Origin of the sequence: Dyella sp. (assembly GCF_035508675.1) — a bacterium.
In the GTDB taxonomy this organism is placed as follows: domain Bacteria; phylum Pseudomonadota; class Gammaproteobacteria; order Xanthomonadales; family Rhodanobacteraceae; genus Dyella_B.
In genome coordinates, this window is the sequence record NZ_DATJMN010000394.1 from 1 (window position 1) to 15,819 (window position 15,819).

14 protein-coding genes are annotated in these 15,819 nt (G+C 63.6%); 6 read left to right on the forward strand and 8 right to left on the reverse strand.

The annotated features are described in order from the left end of the window. From glpK to VMA74_RS21000, 4 genes are all read right to left on the reverse strand, one after another. On the reverse strand, positions 1-1,270 hold a 1,270-nt coding region (gene glpK / locus VMA74_RS20985; RefSeq protein WP_325370571.1), incomplete at its 3' end, for a glycerol kinase GlpK. Positions 1,271-1,284: 14 nt separating this feature from the next. Next, on the reverse strand, positions 1,285-2,130 hold the full coding sequence (locus VMA74_RS20990; RefSeq protein ID WP_325370573.1) for an MIP/aquaporin family protein: 846 nt from the start codon (positions 2,128-2,130) through the stop codon (positions 1,285-1,287). A 176-nt stretch (positions 2,131-2,306) separates the two neighbouring features. After that, entirely contained in the window at positions 2,307-3,815 is a 1,509-nt protein-coding gene (gene glpD / locus VMA74_RS20995; protein WP_325370575.1) for a glycerol-3-phosphate dehydrogenase, read from the reverse strand. 141 nt (positions 3,816-3,956) lie between these two features. Further along, entirely contained in the window at positions 3,957-4,730 is a 774-nt protein-coding gene (locus VMA74_RS21000; protein ID WP_325370577.1) for a DeoR/GlpR family DNA-binding transcription regulator, read from the reverse strand. Between the two features lie 186 nt (positions 4,731-4,916). Between VMA74_RS21000 and VMA74_RS21005 the strand changes: the two genes are divergently transcribed. Continuing rightward, a complete protein-coding gene (locus VMA74_RS21005; RefSeq protein WP_325370579.1) occupies positions 4,917-5,921 on the forward strand; it encodes a polyprenyl synthetase family protein in 1,005 nt (334 codons plus the stop codon). Between the two features lie 89 nt (positions 5,922-6,010). On the opposite strand, the gene VMA74_RS21010 is transcribed toward VMA74_RS21005, so the two are convergent. The 3 genes from VMA74_RS21010 to ubiH all read right to left on the reverse strand — a co-directional run bounded on the left by VMA74_RS21010 (position 6,011) and on the right by ubiH (position 9,301). Continuing rightward, entirely contained in the window at positions 6,011-6,805 is a 795-nt protein-coding gene (locus VMA74_RS21010) for a dienelactone hydrolase family protein (protein WP_325370580.1), read from the reverse strand. Between the two features lie 64 nt (positions 6,806-6,869). After that, positions 6,870-8,072 carry a UbiH/UbiF/VisC/COQ6 family ubiquinone biosynthesis hydroxylase gene (locus VMA74_RS21015; protein WP_325370581.1) on the reverse strand — a complete coding sequence of 401 codons (1,203 nt, stop codon included), beginning with the start codon at positions 8,070-8,072 and terminating at the stop codon, positions 6,870-6,872. Further along, on the reverse strand, positions 8,069-9,301 hold the full coding sequence (gene ubiH, locus VMA74_RS21020) for a 2-octaprenyl-6-methoxyphenyl hydroxylase (protein WP_325370583.1): 1,233 nt from the start codon (positions 9,299-9,301) through the stop codon (positions 8,069-8,071). The genes VMA74_RS21015 and ubiH overlap by 4 nt, the downstream gene beginning before the upstream one ends. Positions 9,302-9,578: 277 nt before the next feature. On the opposite strand from ubiH, the gene VMA74_RS21025 reads away from it, so the two are divergent. From VMA74_RS21025 to VMA74_RS21035, 3 genes are read left to right on the forward strand one after another with little or no spacing between them, the layout of a single operon-like run. Next, positions 9,579-10,178 carry a hypothetical protein gene (locus VMA74_RS21025; RefSeq protein WP_325370584.1) on the forward strand — a complete coding sequence of 200 codons (600 nt, stop codon included), beginning with the start codon at positions 9,579-9,581 and terminating at the stop codon, positions 10,176-10,178. Positions 10,179-10,187: 9 nt separating this feature from the next. Next, positions 10,188-10,754 carry a cob(I)yrinic acid a,c-diamide adenosyltransferase gene (locus tag VMA74_RS21030; protein WP_325370585.1) on the forward strand — a complete coding sequence of 189 codons (567 nt, stop codon included), beginning with the start codon at positions 10,188-10,190 and terminating at the stop codon, positions 10,752-10,754. A gap of 26 nt (positions 10,755-10,780) precedes the next feature. After that, positions 10,781-11,701, forward strand: a complete 921-nt coding sequence (locus VMA74_RS21035; RefSeq protein WP_325370587.1) for a histone deacetylase family protein — start codon at positions 10,781-10,783, stop codon at positions 11,699-11,701. 39 nt (positions 11,702-11,740) lie between these two features. On the opposite strand, the gene msrB is transcribed toward VMA74_RS21035, so the two are convergent. After that, a complete protein-coding gene (gene msrB, locus VMA74_RS21040) occupies positions 11,741-12,157 on the reverse strand; it encodes a peptide-methionine (R)-S-oxide reductase MsrB (protein WP_325370588.1) in 417 nt (138 codons plus the stop codon). Between the two features lie 82 nt (positions 12,158-12,239). On the opposite strand from msrB, the gene VMA74_RS21045 reads away from it, so the two are divergent. Both VMA74_RS21045 and VMA74_RS21050 read left to right on the forward strand, forming a co-directional pair. Continuing rightward, positions 12,240-14,714, forward strand: a complete 2,475-nt coding sequence (locus tag VMA74_RS21045) for an LPS-assembly protein LptD (protein WP_325370589.1) — start codon at positions 12,240-12,242, stop codon at positions 14,712-14,714. Positions 14,715-14,820: 106 nt separating this feature from the next. Next, positions 14,821-15,819: peptidylprolyl isomerase (locus VMA74_RS21050; RefSeq protein WP_325370591.1), on the forward strand; the 999-nt coding region annotated here is incomplete at its 3' end.

Below are 15,819 nucleotides of genomic sequence, written 5' to 3' on the forward strand. Positions count from 1 at the left end.
CGCTCTGGAATTGGCCAAGGAATCCGTTCGCAATGGCGCCACCATCCGCGCGCAGTTCTTTCAGCTTGATGCCGGCATCGTTTTCCATCGCTGCGAGCACATCGCGCGTTTGATAAGCCATCGATTCCACCGCAGCGCGTATGAAATGCTCCTTGGTGGTACCGCGCGACAAGCCGAACACCGCACCACGCACGTCGCTGCGCCAATAGGGCGCGCCCAGGCCGACGAAGGCCGGCACCATGTACACGCCTTCGTTGGTCTTGGCGCGTTCGGCATACTCCTCCGAATCGCTGGCGCGGCCGAGCATGCGCAAGCCATCGCGCAGCCACTGGATCACCGAGCCGGCGACGAAGATGGCGCCTTCCAAAGCGTATTCCACTTTGCCGTCCACGCCCCAGGCAATGGTGGTGAGCAGGCCGTTGCTGGAAGCGACGGCTTTCTCGCCGGTATTCATCAGCATGAAGCAGCCGGTGCCGTAGGTGTTCTTGGCCATGCCGGGTTCGAAACAGGCCTGGCCAAACAGCGCAGCCTGCTGGTCGCCCGCCACGCCGGCAATCGGCACTTCCTGGCCGAGGAAATGCTGGCCCAGCGTTTTGCCGTAGATTTCGCTGCACGAGCGCACGTCCGGCAGCATCGCGCGCGGTACGTCGAGCATCGCCAGCAAGTCATCGTCCCAGCGCCGCTCATGGATGTTGTACATCAGCGTGCGCGAGGCATTGGTGTAGTCGGTGACGTGCGCCTTGCCGCCGGTGAGATTCCAGATCAGCCAGGTATCGATGGTGCCGAACAGCAATTCCCCGCGCTTGGCACGTTCGCGTGCGCCATCGACGCGGTCGAGCATCCACTTCACCTTGGTGCCGGAGAAATACGCATCGATCAGCAAGCCGGTTTTAGCACGCACCATATCGTTATGGCCGGCGGCAATCAGTTGATCGCAAATCTCGCGTGTCTGGCGCGATTGCCACACGATGGCGTTGTAGATGGGCTGGCCGGTGGCCTTGTCCCACACCACCGCGGTTTCGCGTTGGTTGGTAATGCCGATGCCGACCACCGCGCGCGGATCGATCTGCGCGTTGTTCATCACCTCGGTGATGGTGGAGAGCACGCTGGTCATGATCTCGCGCGGGTTGTGTTCCACCCAGCCCGGTTGCGGAAAAATCTGCCCGAATTCGCGCTGCGCCATGCCGACGATGCCGCCGGCGCGATCGAACACGATCGCGCGTGAACTGGTGGTGCCCTGGTCGATCGCCAGGATGTATGACTTGTCCATGCAACAACTCCTGTTCAACGAGTAGGGTCGGCCACGACGCGATCCGCACCGCTGGCCGCTTGCGGCGATTGCAACGCACGCATGCGCGCCGGCAGGAACGGATACACCAGCCCTTGGTAGGCAGCGCCGCCCACCACGCCACCGATCAACGGGCCGACGATGGGAATCCACCAGTAGTTGTCCGGCGATGGCAACGCGGAGGCACCCCAGCCGGCGAAATACGCGAACAGGCGCGGACCGAAATCGCGCGCCGGATTGATCGCCCAGGCTTCCAGATAACCCATCGACGCACCGATGGTGGCCACCAGCAAGCCGATGATCAGCGCGCCCGAATTCGCACCCGGTGCCATCTCGTTGTACTGCTCAGTGATGGCGAAGATGCCGAACAACAGGAATGCGGTAAGGATGACTTGGTCCAGTAGCGCATGCATCGGCGTAATGGCCAAGCCAGGATGCGTGAAGAACACGCCCGCTGCGCCGCCTGCTTCACGCGTCAGCTGATGGGCCTGGTTGTAGTGATCGATCACCGGCGAAAACAATACGTACACGACCGCTGCGCCAAGGAACCCGCCGATCACTTGCGCGATGCTGTAGGGAATCACTTTCTTCCACGGAAAACCGCGGAACAGCGCCAGCGTCAAGGTCACCGCTGGATTGGCATGCGTGCCGGATACCGAGCCGGTGACGTAGATCGCGATGGTTACCGCCAGACCCCAGGCAATGCACACGCCCCAGTAGGCGTTCGCGTAAGGGCTTGGGTCGTACAGCACGTACATGCACGCGACGGAATCGCCGAGGGCGATGATGATGAATACGGCGATGGCTTCGGAAATCAGTTCGCCGATGTTTTGCCGGGTCATGGCGTTGTCTCCGGCGTTCGCACAACACGGGACAAGCTGGCTGAGTGGTTCGACATGTGTTCCTCCCTTAAAGGTTTATTTCCGCTAGTCGTCATTCCCGCGAAAGCAGCAATGACGGCAAAGACGAAGTGATGGCTCATGGCAAAATAGGGATACCTTCGAATCGCAAACGTCAGTCAAGTAAACGAAGCGCGCCGTGGCGGCGCGTCGGCCAGGTAGGCCGTAAGACGTGCGACCTGTTCCGGGTTGAGGCGCAAGCCGAGCTTGCTGCGGCGCCAAAGCACGTCGCTCGCATCGACAGCCCACTCCAACGCGCGCAAATAGTCCACTTCGGCCTGGTAGAGGTCGGCACCGAAATGCTCGCCCAGGTCGGCCAGCGAACGCGCCTGGCCAAGGATGCGCGCAGTGCGTGTGCCGTAGCTGTGCACCAGGCGCCAAGCCATGGCTGGCGGCAGCCACGGATGGGCAGCCTGCAATTCGCTGAGCAAGACGTTGACATCACGCCGCTCGCCGCCGGGAAGCGGATGTCCTTGCGACGTCCATGCTGCCGACGCATGCGCAAACAAGGGCGCCAGGCGGTCCATCGCCTCCTCCGCCAGCTTGCGATAGGTGGTCAGTTTGCCGCCGAAGACATTGAGCAGCGGTGCGCTGTGCTGATCGAGTTCCAGCAAATAATCACGCGTCACTTCCGACGCGTTGCCGGATTCGTCATCCAGCAACGGACGCACGCCGCTGTAGCTCCACACCACATCGGCCGGCGTGATGCTGCGCTTGAAGTAGCGATTCACCGCATCGCACAGGTAGCGCGTTTCCTCGTCGCTGATGCGCGGGGCGGAAGGATCGTCGCGATACTCCAGGTCGGTGGTGCCGATCAAGGTGAAGTCGTGCTCGTAGGGAATGGCGAACACGATACGGCGATCGGGTTGCTGGAAGATGTACGCGTAAGGGTGCTCGAACAGGCGCGGTACGACGATGTGGCTGCCTTTGACCAGGCGCAAGGCGTGATCGTGTCCGACCTTGGCTACCTGATCGAGGAACTGCACCGCCCACGGACCGGTGGCGTTGACCAATGCCTTGGCCCGCACGCTGAAAGACTCGCCCTGCGCGGACTGCAATTGCGCAGTCCAGCCTTGCTGGTCGCGCTCGGCATGCACGCACTGCGTGCGCGTAAACAAGGTGGCGCCGCGTTCCATCGCATCCATCGCATTGAGCACCACCAGCCGCGCGTCCTGCACCCAGGCGTCGGAGTAAACGAAGCCGATATGGAACTCGTCGCGCAACGGCAATCCCGATTTATGGCGCTGCAGGGACACCCGGCGCGACTTCGGCAGCGTGCGCCGCCCGCGGCCCAGGTTGTCGTAGAGGAGCAGCCCCAGCCGGATCATCCAGGCCGGCCGCAGATGCGATTGGTGCGGCAGGACGAAGCGCAGCGGCCAGATGATGTGGGGTGCGGCGCCCAGCAACACTTCGCGTTCGGCCAGGGCTTTGCCGACCAGGGCGAACTCGTATTGCTCCAGGTAGCGCAGGCCGCCATGGATCAGCTTGGTGCTGGCGCTGGAGGTATGCGCGGCGAAATCGTCACGCTCGCACAGACATACCGAGAGTCCGCGGCCGGCTGCATCCCGCGCAATGCCGACGCCATTGATGCCGCCGCCTACTACCAGGAGATCGAACTGCTCGGTCATGAAGGGTTCCGTGCTTTATTGAACCAGATATGTTCGTTTTTGATCAAACGAACATAAAATGTGCGTGAACGAACATTTATGCTGGAGAAGCGAGCGTATTCGAACATTTCCGAAGATTGCACGCTGCGCTGCAGCGACCTTTCAGGCGCCCGCGACGTGCACCTGGGTGCCGGCCTCGGCCAGCACCGCCGTCAACTCCGAGGGCGGGGCGCTATCGGTAAACCACGCATGGACCAGGGATATCGGCCCCAGGCGAACCATGGCGTTGCGCCCGACCTTGCTGTGGTCGGCCGCCAGCAACACCTGCCGGGAATGCTCGATGATGGCCTGCGACACCCTCACCTCGTTGAGATCGAAATCGAGCAAGGTACCGTCGAGGTCGATGCCGGAAATGCCGATCACCCCGAAATCCACCTTGAACTGGCGGACCAGCTCGATGGCCGGCTGGCCGGTCACGCCATGATCGCGCCCGCGCACCACCCCGCCGGCCACGATCACTTCGAAGCTGGGGTTTTCGCTGAGCATGATCGCCACGTTGAGGTTGTTGGTGATCACCCGCAGGCCTTTGTGGTTCATCAGCGCGCGGGCGACGTCCTCGTTGGTGGTGCCCAGGTTGATGAACAGCGAGGCGTCGTCGGGAATATGCTGGGCCAGCAGGGCGGCAATGCGGGTCTTTTCCTCATGCAGCAGGTGTTGGCGCTTGGCATAGGCAAGGTTCTCGACGCTCGATGGCAGGCTTACGCCGCCGTGATAGCGGCGCAGAAAGCCGGCATCGCACAGTGCCGCCAGGTCGCGGCGAATGGTTTGCTGGGTCACGTCGAAGTGCCCGGCCAGATCCTCCACGGTGGCAAAGCCCTCCTCGCGCACGCGCGCCATGAGCTGCTCTTGCCTGCGGTTGAGTGCCAGGTCGCCCATCTATCGCTTCCGTTGACGCAATGCCTGCCATGGTAGCGTGGCCAGGCGCCGACCTCGCCATGAAAGCCTTTGAGCCACACCCGAAAATCGGCGCCATGGCGCAAGGCAGCGGGAACTTTCGGGCCGGGTCACACGTAGCGCGGCCTCCGCCTCTATAATCGAAGTTCTATGTCCAGCCCCAGCCGCATGAACACCTCCGTTCTCCAGACCATCGACCCCGCTCGTGATTTTGCCGGGGTGCGCGCCCTTGCCGAAGGAGACATGCAGCGCATCGATGCCCTGGTGCGGCAGCGGCTGGCCTCCGATGTGGTACTGATCAACCAGATCGCCGACCACATCATCGCCGGCGGCGGCAAGCGCCTGCGCCCGATGCTGCACGCCCTGGCCGCGCGCACGGCCGGCTACAACGGCGACAAGCACATCAAGCTGGCGGCGGTGATCGAGTTCATCCACACCTCCACCCTGCTGCACGACGACGTGGTGGACGAGTCTGACCTGCGCCGCGGCCGCAAGACCGCCAATGCCCTGTGGGGCAATGCGGCCAGCGTGCTGGTAGGGGATTTCCTGTATTCGCGCTCATTCCAGCTGATGGTGGAACTGGACGACATGCGCATCATGCGCATCCTCGCCGACACCACCAACACCATCGCCGAGGGCGAGGTGTTGCAACTGCTCAACATCGGCAATGCCGACGTGGACGAGGCCGCCTACCTGGCGGTGATCGAGCGCAAGACCGCGGTGCTGTTTGCCGCCGCCACGCAACTGGGCGGCCTGCTCGGCGGCCTGCCGGAAGCACAGGTAACGGCCTTGCGCCGCTATGGCATGCAGCTTGGCTATGCCTTCCAGATCGCCGATGACCTGCTCGACTACATCAGCGATGCTCGCATCCTGGGCAAGAACATCGGCGACGATCTCGCCGAAGGCAAGCCGACACTGCCGCTGATCTATGCCTTGCAGCGCGTGGATGCCGAGCAGGCGAAAGAGATGCGCCACGCGATTGAACATGGCGGGACTGGCTCGCTGGATCACATCATCTCCGCCATTCGCGAATCAGGTGCGCTCGAACGCACGCGCGAGTGTGCGCTGAGGCATGCGCGGGCGGCACGCGAGGCGTTGGCCTCGCTGCCGTCCTCATCCTATCGGGATGCGCTGGCGACGCTGGCGGATTATTCGGTGCAGCGGACCTTTTGATCCCTGCGGGTGGGTGAACCCCAGCATCACGATGCTTTCGCGAGACTTCCCCTCTCCCCGAACGGGAGAGAGGAACTCATGCACTAGGCTCAAGGCGTCCCGCTGAAAGCCGCACGCAACCAATCGTGCATCAGGCGATAGCTGCGCGCCGCGGCGCGCGGATCATATTTGCAGCCCGGCGAATGCTCTTCGGTCTCGGTGAAGCAGTGCACGGCATGACCCAGCACCACGAACTGCCAATCGGCTGAACTGCCGCGCATCTCATCCATGAACTTGTCAGCATCCGGCATGGTGCCCTTGTCGTCGGCGCCGTTCATCACCAACACGCGCGCCTTGATGTTCTTGGCGAGCGCGGGATCGTCGGTAGCAAGGCCGCCATGGAACGACACGACCGCCGCGATATCGGCACCGCTGCGCGCCAGATCCAGTACGGCGGTACCGCCAAAGCAGAAGCCGATCGCCGCCAGCTTGCTCGTATCGATCGGCGCATTCGCCGCCTGCGCTTTCAACTGCGCCAGGGCTTCGTCGATGCGTTTGCGCATCAAGGCGCGATTCGCATACAGGGGCGCGGTGGCGGCCTTGGCCTGATCGGCATGGCCGGGTTCTGGCCGTACGTTTTCGCCGTACATGTCGGTGAGCAGGATTACGTAATCCTTGCCGGCAATCATTTCCGCTTTCTTGATGGCGGTGTCGTTGATGCCGTACCAGTTCGGCACCATCACCAGACCCGGGCGCTTGGCGTGGCTGGCATCGTCATAGACCAGCACGCTTTTGAAATGCGTGCCATCCAAGCTCCATGCCACTGGACGCTGCACCATCTTGGCCTGCGTGGCGAAGCTGAGGCTGGCCAGTAACGCAAGACAGACTGCTGGAACGAAACGCATACGTGGTTCCTTGTTTGTCGAGAGGGAGTTCGTAAACCCGTATCGCGATGACAGAGGCATGCAACTACAGCCCCGCCGCATGCGCGGCCAAGCGCCGCTTCAATGGCCGCAGACGATCGACCAGGCGCACGCCCAATCCACGCGCCGCCACCCACGGTGTATTTTGCCAACCATACATGCGCGCCAGCGCATCGAAGCCGTAGGCATCGAGCGTATCCGCACTGCGCCGGCGACGCGCATAACGGCCCAGCGCTTGAGATGAAGTGAAGTCACGCCCTGCATCGCGTGCAGCAGCCAGCACCTCGCGCAGCTCAGCCACGTCGCGCAAGCCCAGGTTGACGCCCTGCCCGGCCAGCGGATGCACGACATGCGCCGCATCGCCGAGCAGCACGAGGCGTTCCGCCTGGTAGGTACCGGCAAGCTGCAGCTTGAGCGGAAACGCCGCGCGCCGGGTGCTGGCCGTGATGCGCCCCAGGCGGAAATCGCTGGCGATGCCAAGCTCCTTCATAAATGCTTCATCGTCCAATGCCAGCACACGTCGCGCTTCGCTTTCCGGCAGCGACCACACGATGGAACTGCGCCCATCGGCAAGCGGCAGCAGGGCAAGCGGTCCGGTTGGCAGAAAGCGCTGCCAGCACGTGTGCGCATGCGGACGTTCGGTGGTGACATGCGCCACCACCGCGCGTTGCGAATAATCGCGGCCATGCGTGGCGATCCCGGCCTGTTCGCGCAAGGGCGAGTTGCCGCCATCGGCGGCGACCAGCAGACGCACCGCCGCGCTTTCACCATCAGCCAGTTCAAGCACCACCCGATCGGTACGCGTCTCGAAGTCCTTGACCATGGCCGGACATAGCCGCTGCACGCCGGCCGCATCCAAGGCCTGCCACAGCTTCCACTGGACCAGGTTGTTCTCCACGATGTAGCCCAGCTGGTCACGTCCTTCGTCGGCGGCATCGAAATCGATGGCCGCGCCGTTCTGCGCATCCCATACATGCATGTGGGCGTAGGGGCAGGCACGTGCATCGCGGATGGACGTCCAGACGCCCAGTTCGTGCAACAGCCTGATCGACGACGGCGCCAGGCCGACGACGCGCAGATCCACGTCGTTCTGAGGTTGCCACTCGGCCGGCTCGCGCGCCTCCAGCAAGGCCGTGCTGAAGCCGGCGCGACTCAGGGCCAGCGCCGCGGCAGCGCCCACCATGCCGCCGCCGACCACGGCGATATCCAGCGCGGGAGCGCGGCGCTGCGTTGCGGGAACGGTTCTCATGGCAGGCGCTCCAGCACGGCGCGCGGCGGCTGGCCGCGGAAGCCCATGCCACGCCGGGCCAGTGCGTGTTGCAGCGGCGGTATGCGGTCATAGGCGAGCAAGGCCAACGAGCGGAACGGAGCCAGCCATGGCTCGGGCATGCAGGCGAAGCGCACCAGGTCGTGACTCATCGCCATGGTGCCCGTGCGGTCCGGCGCCCGGCGCGCGGCGTAGCGTTCCAGCAGTTCTTGCGATCCCGGATCGGCGGCACCGGCAACCAGTTCGGCCAGCGTCAGCGCGTCGCGCAAACCCAGGTTGAAACCTTGCGCGCCGATAGGATGCACAGTCTGCGCGGCGTTACCCACCAGTACGGCGCGCGAGGCGATCAGTTGGCGCGCGGCTACCCGCTTGATGGCGTAAGGATGCCGCTTGCCGGGGCGGCCAAGCCGCCCCAGCCGCCAGCCGAACCGGCGCTGTGCGAGTGCGATGAAATCCGCATCGTTCAAGCCCACCACCTCGGCGGCGACTTCTGTCGCAACGGTAAGCACCAGGCCGCAGCGGCGCTCCGCGAGCGGCAGCATGGCGATCGGGCCTTCGTCGGAAAAGCGTTCCCAGGCCCTATTCGCCGGATCACGCTCCGGTGTGACGGTGCTGACGAACAAGGTTTGATGGTAGTCGTGTACCTCGACTTCGATGCCCAGCTGTGCGCGGACGAATGATTCGGTGCCATCCGCCCCGACCAGCAGAGCCGCATCGACGTGCTGCATCCCATCCGGCGTCATGATCTCGGCGCGCCAGCCATCGGCCAATCGAGTAAGACCCGTAAGGCTGGCCGGCGCCAGGCGCACCAGCCGTTGGCAAGTATCCAGTCGACGCAGCAGGGCGGTGCCCAGTTCGCGCGCCGGCAGTGTCCAGCCCAAGGCATCGACGCCGTGCCTGGCCGCGTCAAGCCGCGCGCTGCCGAATTCGCCCGCACGACTGACGTGGATATGGCGAATCGACGTCGCTTGTGCGGCCGCAAGCGGCCAGACACCGATCGCCGCCAACCCGTTCACGGTGGCGCGCGCCAATGCCAGGTTGCGTTCGTCATAGCTAGGTTGTGCATCCGCGCGCGGCGCGGCGGCTTCGACCAGGGTGACAGGGCATCCGGCTGCATCCAGGGCGATCGCCAGGCTGGCGCCGACCAGACCGCCACCGACCACCAGCACGTTGCCGTCGGGAGCAAAGGGGGAAGTAGAGCCTGTCTTCATATGCCGGGTACCCCGCATTGCGTCTGAGTGGTCGTCAAGTGGTAGCGCGTGGCGCAGCGCCAGACTGGGCGTCTGGTCAAGCCGCGCACTGCCGCATGATGGCCACTCAGGCGCAATGCGGGGTGCTTGGGATACGAAGGCAGGCTCTTAGTCATACGCGGGAAGAGATAGTCATGCGCGGGATGATACGCGGTGCATGAGCGCCTTCGCATTGGGCTAAACTCCACCGTCTTCACGCCATCATCCATACGCCGTCTGCTTTCCCAGGGAGTTCCTTATGGCTACGACATCCACCCAGCGTCTTGGCATCTTCGCTGTGCTCGCCTTGGTCATGGCAGCGACGCGCGTACATCTGTCGCTGTTCCATCACGACGTCTGGGACGCATCGTGGGGCGTGTTCTTTCTGGCCGGCTTCTGGCTGCGCGGCACCGGCCGCTGGGCGTTCCCGCTGCTGATGGCCGAAGCGGTGCTGGTCGACTACCTGGTCATCACGCACATGGGCATCAATTTCTGGGACCACTACTGCGTGTCGGCCGGCTATTGGTTCCTGATTCCCGCCTATGGCTCGCTGTGGATCGGCGGCAGCTGGCTGGCCACGCATCAGCGTGGTCTCAGCCTTACCACGCTGGGCATGGCCGTGGCCGCACTGCTGGTGAGCGAGAGCGCCTGCTACGTGATTTCCAACGGCAGCTTCTACTGGCTGAGCGCCCACGTGCCGGCGCCGAAGAGCTTCGCGGCCTGGTTCGACAACCTGGGCGACTGGTATCTGCCGTTCCTGCAGACCACCGCCGTCTACGTGGCACTCGGCGCCGTGCTGCACGTGCTTGCGGTGCAACTGGCGCGCGTAACGCAACACAGCGGCCAGGCGCAGCACTAAGCACTCCCCGTGGGCAACCGGCTTTCGAAAATCTATACGCGCACCGGTGACGACGGCAGCACCGGCCTGGGTGACGGCACGCGCGTGCCGAAGGATTCCGCACGCGTCAATGCGTACGGCACGGTGGACGAACTCAACAGCAGCATCGGCATGGTGCTGGCCTGCGAAGACATCGATGCCGAGGTGCGCGAAACGCTGACCCAGGTGCAGCACGAGCTGTTCGATCTCGGCGGCGAGCTGTGCATTCCCGGCATGGCGATGATCGACGACGCCGACATCGATCGCCTGGAGCAGGTGCTGGACCGCTTCAACGAGCCGCTGCCGCCGCTGAAGGATTTCATCCTGCCGGGCGGCGGCATGGCCGCCTCCTGCTGCCATCTGGCGCGCACCGTGTGCCGCCGTGCCGAGCGCGAAGTGATCGCGCTCGCACGGGTGGAAACAGTACGGCCGCAGGCGCAGCGCTATCTCAACCGGCTATCCGATCTGCTGTTCGTGCTGTGCCGCGTGCTGGCGCGTGCCAGCGGGCATGGCGAGGTGCTCTGGCAGCACGAGCGTCGCCGCAAGCCGGCCGGCTGAGTCTCAAGGAGCATCAGAGGTTCCCTATGCTGCAGCTCTTCACGCATTCCGTCTGCCTGCAGCACGATCCCGGCCCGGGCCACCCGGAATCCCCCGCCCGCTTGCGTGCGGTGCTGGAAGCGCTGGACCACGACCGCTTCGCCACCGTGGACCGCATCGAAGCGCCGCGCGCCACCCGCGAACAGCTGCTGCGCGTGCATACCGTGGCGCACGTAGATCGGGTCCTGGCCACGACACCCGATAGAGATACGGTACGCCTGGACGAGGACACCCTGATGTCGCCGGCCTCGGCCGAGGCCGGCTTGCGCGCCGCCGGTGCACTCGTCGCAGCCGTGGATGCGGTGATGAAGGGAACCACCACCTGCGCCTTCTGCGCGGTGCGGCCGCCTGGCCACCACGCCACGCCGGATACCGCGATGGGCTTCTGCCTGTTCAACAATGTCGCCGTGGGCGCCGCGCATGCGCTGGCGGCGCATGGCTTGAAGCGGGTGGCGATCGCCGATTTCGATGTGCACCACGGCAACGGTACGCAGGATATTTTCCAGCGCGAGCCGCGTGTGCTGTTTATTTCCTCGCATCAGCAACCGCTTTATCCGGGCACTGGCAGCCAGGATGAACAAGGTGTCGGCAATATTGTCAACGCGCCCTTGTCATCCGGCGAGGGCTCCCACGAATTCCGCGAGTTGTGGAACGACGTGCTGCTGCCCAAGCTGCATGCCTTCAGGCCGCAGCTCGTGCTGATATCGGCCGGCTTCGATGCGCATCAGCGCGACCCGCTGGCAAACCTGCAATTGCAGACCGAGGATTACGCCTGGATCACCCAGCAGCTGGTGGAACTGGCTCGCGCGCATGCCGGCGGCCGGCTGGTTTCGACGCTGGAAGGCGGGTATGACCTGCAGGCGCTGGCGGCCAGTGCCAGCGCGCATGTCAGTGCGCTGATGGATTAGGCCCGAAAGCCCCGCAGGCTGGCCGACATCCCTTTCCAGCTAGCGGGAAAGGGAGTGCGTGTCGGGCTCGAAATCCAACGCCACGGAGTTGATGCAATAGCGCAAGCCCGTGGGCTTGGGGCCATCCGGAAAGATGTGCCCCAGATGTGAATCGCAGGCCGCGCAACGTACTTCCGTGCGATGCATGCCGTGGCTCTCATCCGGCACTAGGCTGACCGCGGTGCGTTTGATTGGCTGGAAGAAGCTTGGCCAGCCGGAGCCCGAATCGTACTTGGCTTCGGAGGCGAACAGCAGCGCATGGCATGCCACGCAAACGTAAGTACCCGCTTCTTTGTGCTTGTACCACTTGCCGCTGAAGGGTGGTTCGGTGGCCGAGCAGCGGCAGACGGCGTATTGCTCCGGGTTGAGGCTTGCGCGCCATTGCTCGTCCGTCTTGTAAGGCTTGTGCTGATTCATGCGCTCTCCTGCCAGGGACGTATGCCGAATGAAGGGCCTTTCTGTTAGCTTAACGCCCCTTCGTCGCCGATTGATCGCCTCCGTGAAGCCCAAGAGCCTGTCGCCCTCGCGTTCTCTGCCTCCACGCCGCCTGCTAGCAATCGCTGCTGCCGCTGCCCTCTTCAGCAGCCAGGGCGCGCATGCTTCATCCCAGACCAAGCATCCCAAGGCGACGCTCAACGGCACGGAAGCGGTCTGCCCGCTGGGTACCTTCATCTGCCCGCCCCGTCCGGACAACTTCGCCATTTGCCGACCCAACGGCATGCTGGAGTTCTACGACCCGTTCCTCAGCAAGGATTCGGCGCTGCGCGCGTCCGCCAAGACCTATGTGTGGGCCGATCACGTGGAAAGCCCCGACCAGGTCATCTATCACCTGAGCGGCCACGTGAAGACCGTCCGTGCCGACCAGGAACTGCACGCCGACGTCGCCGATTACAACAGCGACACCACCGACTACGATGCGCGCGGCAAGGTGAACTATCAGGAATCCACGCATTTGCTGGCAGCCGACCATATCACCGGCAATACCGACAACAGCACCGGCGTGGCCACTGGCAACGTGCGTTATCAAATGCTCGATTCGCACGGCAACGGCACCGCCGTGCGCGGGGAAATGCTGGACGCCGATCGCAACCGCTACACCATGGCGACCTATTCCACCTGTGACATCGGGCGGCACATCTGGGAAATCCGCGCCAAGCAGATCGACACCGACGACGTCACCGCCCGCGGCGTCGCCCGCGACGCCACGATGAGCGTGTATGGCGTGCCGTTCTTCTATTTCCCCTGGATGACCTTTCCGCTCAATAACGATCGCCAGAGCGGCTTCCTGTATCCGTATTTCGAGCACACCGGCAACGCCGGCTACCAGTTCCGCATCCCGTACTACTTCAACCTGGCGCCCAATTACGACGCCACGCTGACGCCGCGCTACTACAGCCTGCGCGGCGCGATGCTGTCCGGCGAAGTGCGCTACATGTTTCCCAAGACCAGCGGCATCTTCCAGTTTGAGTTCATGCCGCGCGACAACTACAACGACCAGAAGCTCACCTCGACCTCGATCGACACCCAGGGTCAGCAGCGCTACCTGTATCACTTCGTCAACAGCATCAACCTGTGGCCGGGCTGGTCGCTGAGCACGAATATCAACCGCGCATCCGACCAGAACTACTTGCGCGACTTCGGCGATGACCTGTTCAGCATCGCCACAACACTGCTGTACTCCAGCGTCTACCTCAACGGTAACGGCAACTGGTGGAATGCGCAGATCGGCGGCGACGTTTGGCAGAACGTCGATCCGTCCGAGCCCAACAGTGTGGAACCATACAAGCGCCTGCCGCGCGCCGTGTTCAACATGGATATTCCGTTCGCGCGCTGGTACGACTTCGGCCTGAACAGCGAGGCGGTGGATTTCCACAAGTTCAACACGGTGGAAGGCGCGCGCGTGGATTTGACGCCGTACGTCGATGCGGATTTCCAAGGTCCGGCCTGGTTCATCCGCCCCAAGCTGGCTTACCGCTATACAGCCTACTCGCTCGACTCCGGCTACCAGAAATACAGTTACTACGGCCAGGCAAGCAGTGGCACGGCCTCGCCGTTCACGCAAAGCAACCCAAGCCGCGCACTGCCGATCGTCAGCCTCGACCAGGGCCTGATCTTCGAGCGCAGCACCTCGCTGTTCGATACCAGCTACACGCAGACGCTGGAGCCACGCCTGTATTACCTGTACGTTCCGTACCGAAATCAGAATAACCTGCCACTGTTCGACACCGCCCCGATGGCGTTTGACGACTGGATGCTGTTCGCGCCGAACCAGTTCTCCGGCGCCGACCGCCAGATGAATGCGAACAACCTCACGGCGGCGGTCACTACCCGCTTCCTCGACGAGGGCGGCGTTGAGCGCATCTCGGCCACCTTCGGCCAGATCCGCTACTTTACGCCGCAACGAGTGCAGACGCCTTGCACCCTCACCAATACCAGCACCAACAACAGCAACGGCTGCACCGCCGCCACCAATTGGAGCGGCTCGGACTATGTGGCTGAGCTCAATACCCAGCTCAACGACCAATGGTCGGCCAGCACCGAATACCTGTGGAACCCGAACACCCGCCTGACCGACCTGGGCACGTTCAGCCTGCAGCGCCGCCTCGGCTTCGACGGCATCCTCAACTTCTCCTACCGGTTCCGACGCGGACTGGTGGAACAATACGACGTCTCGGCGGTCTATCCGCTCACGGAACGCTGGCGCCTGATCGGCGAGTGGACCTATTCGGAAATGGACAAGCGCACCGTGGAAGCCTTGGCCGGTGTGCAATATGAAGGATGCTGCGTGAAGGTCAGTTTGGTGGCTCGCCACTACGTGACCGGTTACTACGGCGTGGTCACCGCCCTGCCGCCTGGCCAAGTTGCGCCGGGGAGCGACACCGCCATCATGTTCCAATTGGAATTCAAGGGGCTAGGCAACTTTGCCGGCCAGACGGAGAGCGTGCTGCGGCGTGATATCCTTGGCTATCAATGAGCGCCCAGACAGGCTCAGGCGCCCTCGAAAAAGCGGCCCTCCCAACCGTTTTTTGAGCAACACCCTTACCAACCCTTCGCCACTGGCGACAGAAGGCTGTTCACTGATGAAGCAGATTTTTGCGTTGTTCCTGCTGACGATCGTCACCGCGATCCCGTCACTGGCCCAGGCTCAGTTCCTGGCGCCGCAGGACTCGGGCACCGGACCGATCGACCGTATCGTCGCCGTCGTCGAAGACGACGTCATCCTGCAAAGCGAACTGAACGACGCCGTTGCCGCCATCCAGCAGCAATACGCCAACCAGCCCGGACAATTGCCGCCCATCGACGTGCTGCGTCGGCAGGTGCTCGATCGCCTGATCCTGATGAAGCTGCAGTTGCAGCGCGCCGATGATCAAGGCATTCGCGTATCCGATGCGGATGTGGACCAGGCCGTGCAGGCGGTCGCCTCGCAGAACAAGATGACCCCCGACCAGTTGCGTGCGGCCGTCGAGCAGACCGGCATGAGCTACGCCGCCTACCGCCAGCAGTTGCACGACCAGTTGGTGGTGCAGAAGCTGCATGAGAATGTCGTGCGCAGTTCGGTCTCGGTCACCGACAGCGAGATCAACAACCTGCTCAACAGCCCCAGCTACAAGGCCGGTGAAGTGCATCTGGCGCACATCCAGATCAGCATCCCCGGTGGCGCTTCCGCCGCCGACATCCAAGCCGCGCAGAACAAGGCCGAACAGGCGCTTGCCGCGATCAAGGGCGGCATGCCGTTCAAGGCCGCCGCCATCCGTTTCTCGGATGCACCGGACGCGCTGGACGGCGGCGATCTCGGCTGGCGTCGCCTGGACGAAGTACCACCGGCCTTCGTCGATACCATTAACAGCCTCAAGCCTGGCGAAGTCAGCGGCATCCTGCACGGGCCGACCGGCTTCCACATCCTTCAGCTCATCGACCAGCGCGCGCAGTCCAAGCAAATGGTCACCGAGTTCCATGCACGCCAGATCCTGATCCGCCCGAGCGAACTGCTGTCGCCAGCGCAGGCCGAGCAGAAGGCGCAGGACATCTACAACCGCATCGTCAACAAGCACGAAGATTTCGCCAAGCTGGCGAAGCAG

Excerpts from the sequence above, each read along its gene's own strand:
- VMA74_RS20990 (WP_325370573.1), bottom strand. The coding sequence starts at position 2,130 with ATGACCCGGCAAAACATCGGCGAACTGATTTCCGAAGCCATCGCCGTA.
- VMA74_RS21005 (WP_325370579.1), top strand. The coding sequence starts at position 4,917 with ATGAACACCTCCGTTCTCCAGACCATCGACCCCGCTCGTGATTTTGCC.
- ubiH (WP_325370583.1), bottom strand. The coding sequence starts at position 9,301 with ATGAAGACAGGCTCTACTTCCCCCTTTGCTCCCGACGGCAACGTGCTG.
- VMA74_RS21010 (WP_325370580.1), bottom strand. The coding sequence starts at position 6,805 with ATGCGTTTCGTTCCAGCAGTCTGTCTTGCGTTACTGGCCAGCCTCAGC.
- VMA74_RS21035 (WP_325370587.1), top strand. The coding sequence starts at position 10,781 with ATGCTGCAGCTCTTCACGCATTCCGTCTGCCTGCAGCACGATCCCGGC.
- VMA74_RS21025 (WP_325370584.1), top strand. The coding sequence starts at position 9,579 with ATGGCTACGACATCCACCCAGCGTCTTGGCATCTTCGCTGTGCTCGCC.
- msrB (WP_325370588.1), bottom strand. The coding sequence starts at position 12,157 with ATGAATCAGCACAAGCCTTACAAGACGGACGAGCAATGGCGCGCAAGC.
- glpD (WP_325370575.1), bottom strand. The coding sequence starts at position 3,815 with ATGACCGAGCAGTTCGATCTCCTGGTAGTAGGCGGCGGCATCAATGGC.
- VMA74_RS21015 (WP_325370581.1), bottom strand. The coding sequence starts at position 8,072 with ATGAGAACCGTTCCCGCAACGCAGCGCCGCGCTCCCGCGCTGGATATC.
- VMA74_RS21000 (WP_325370577.1), bottom strand. The coding sequence starts at position 4,730 with ATGGGCGACCTGGCACTCAACCGCAGGCAAGAGCAGCTCATGGCGCGC.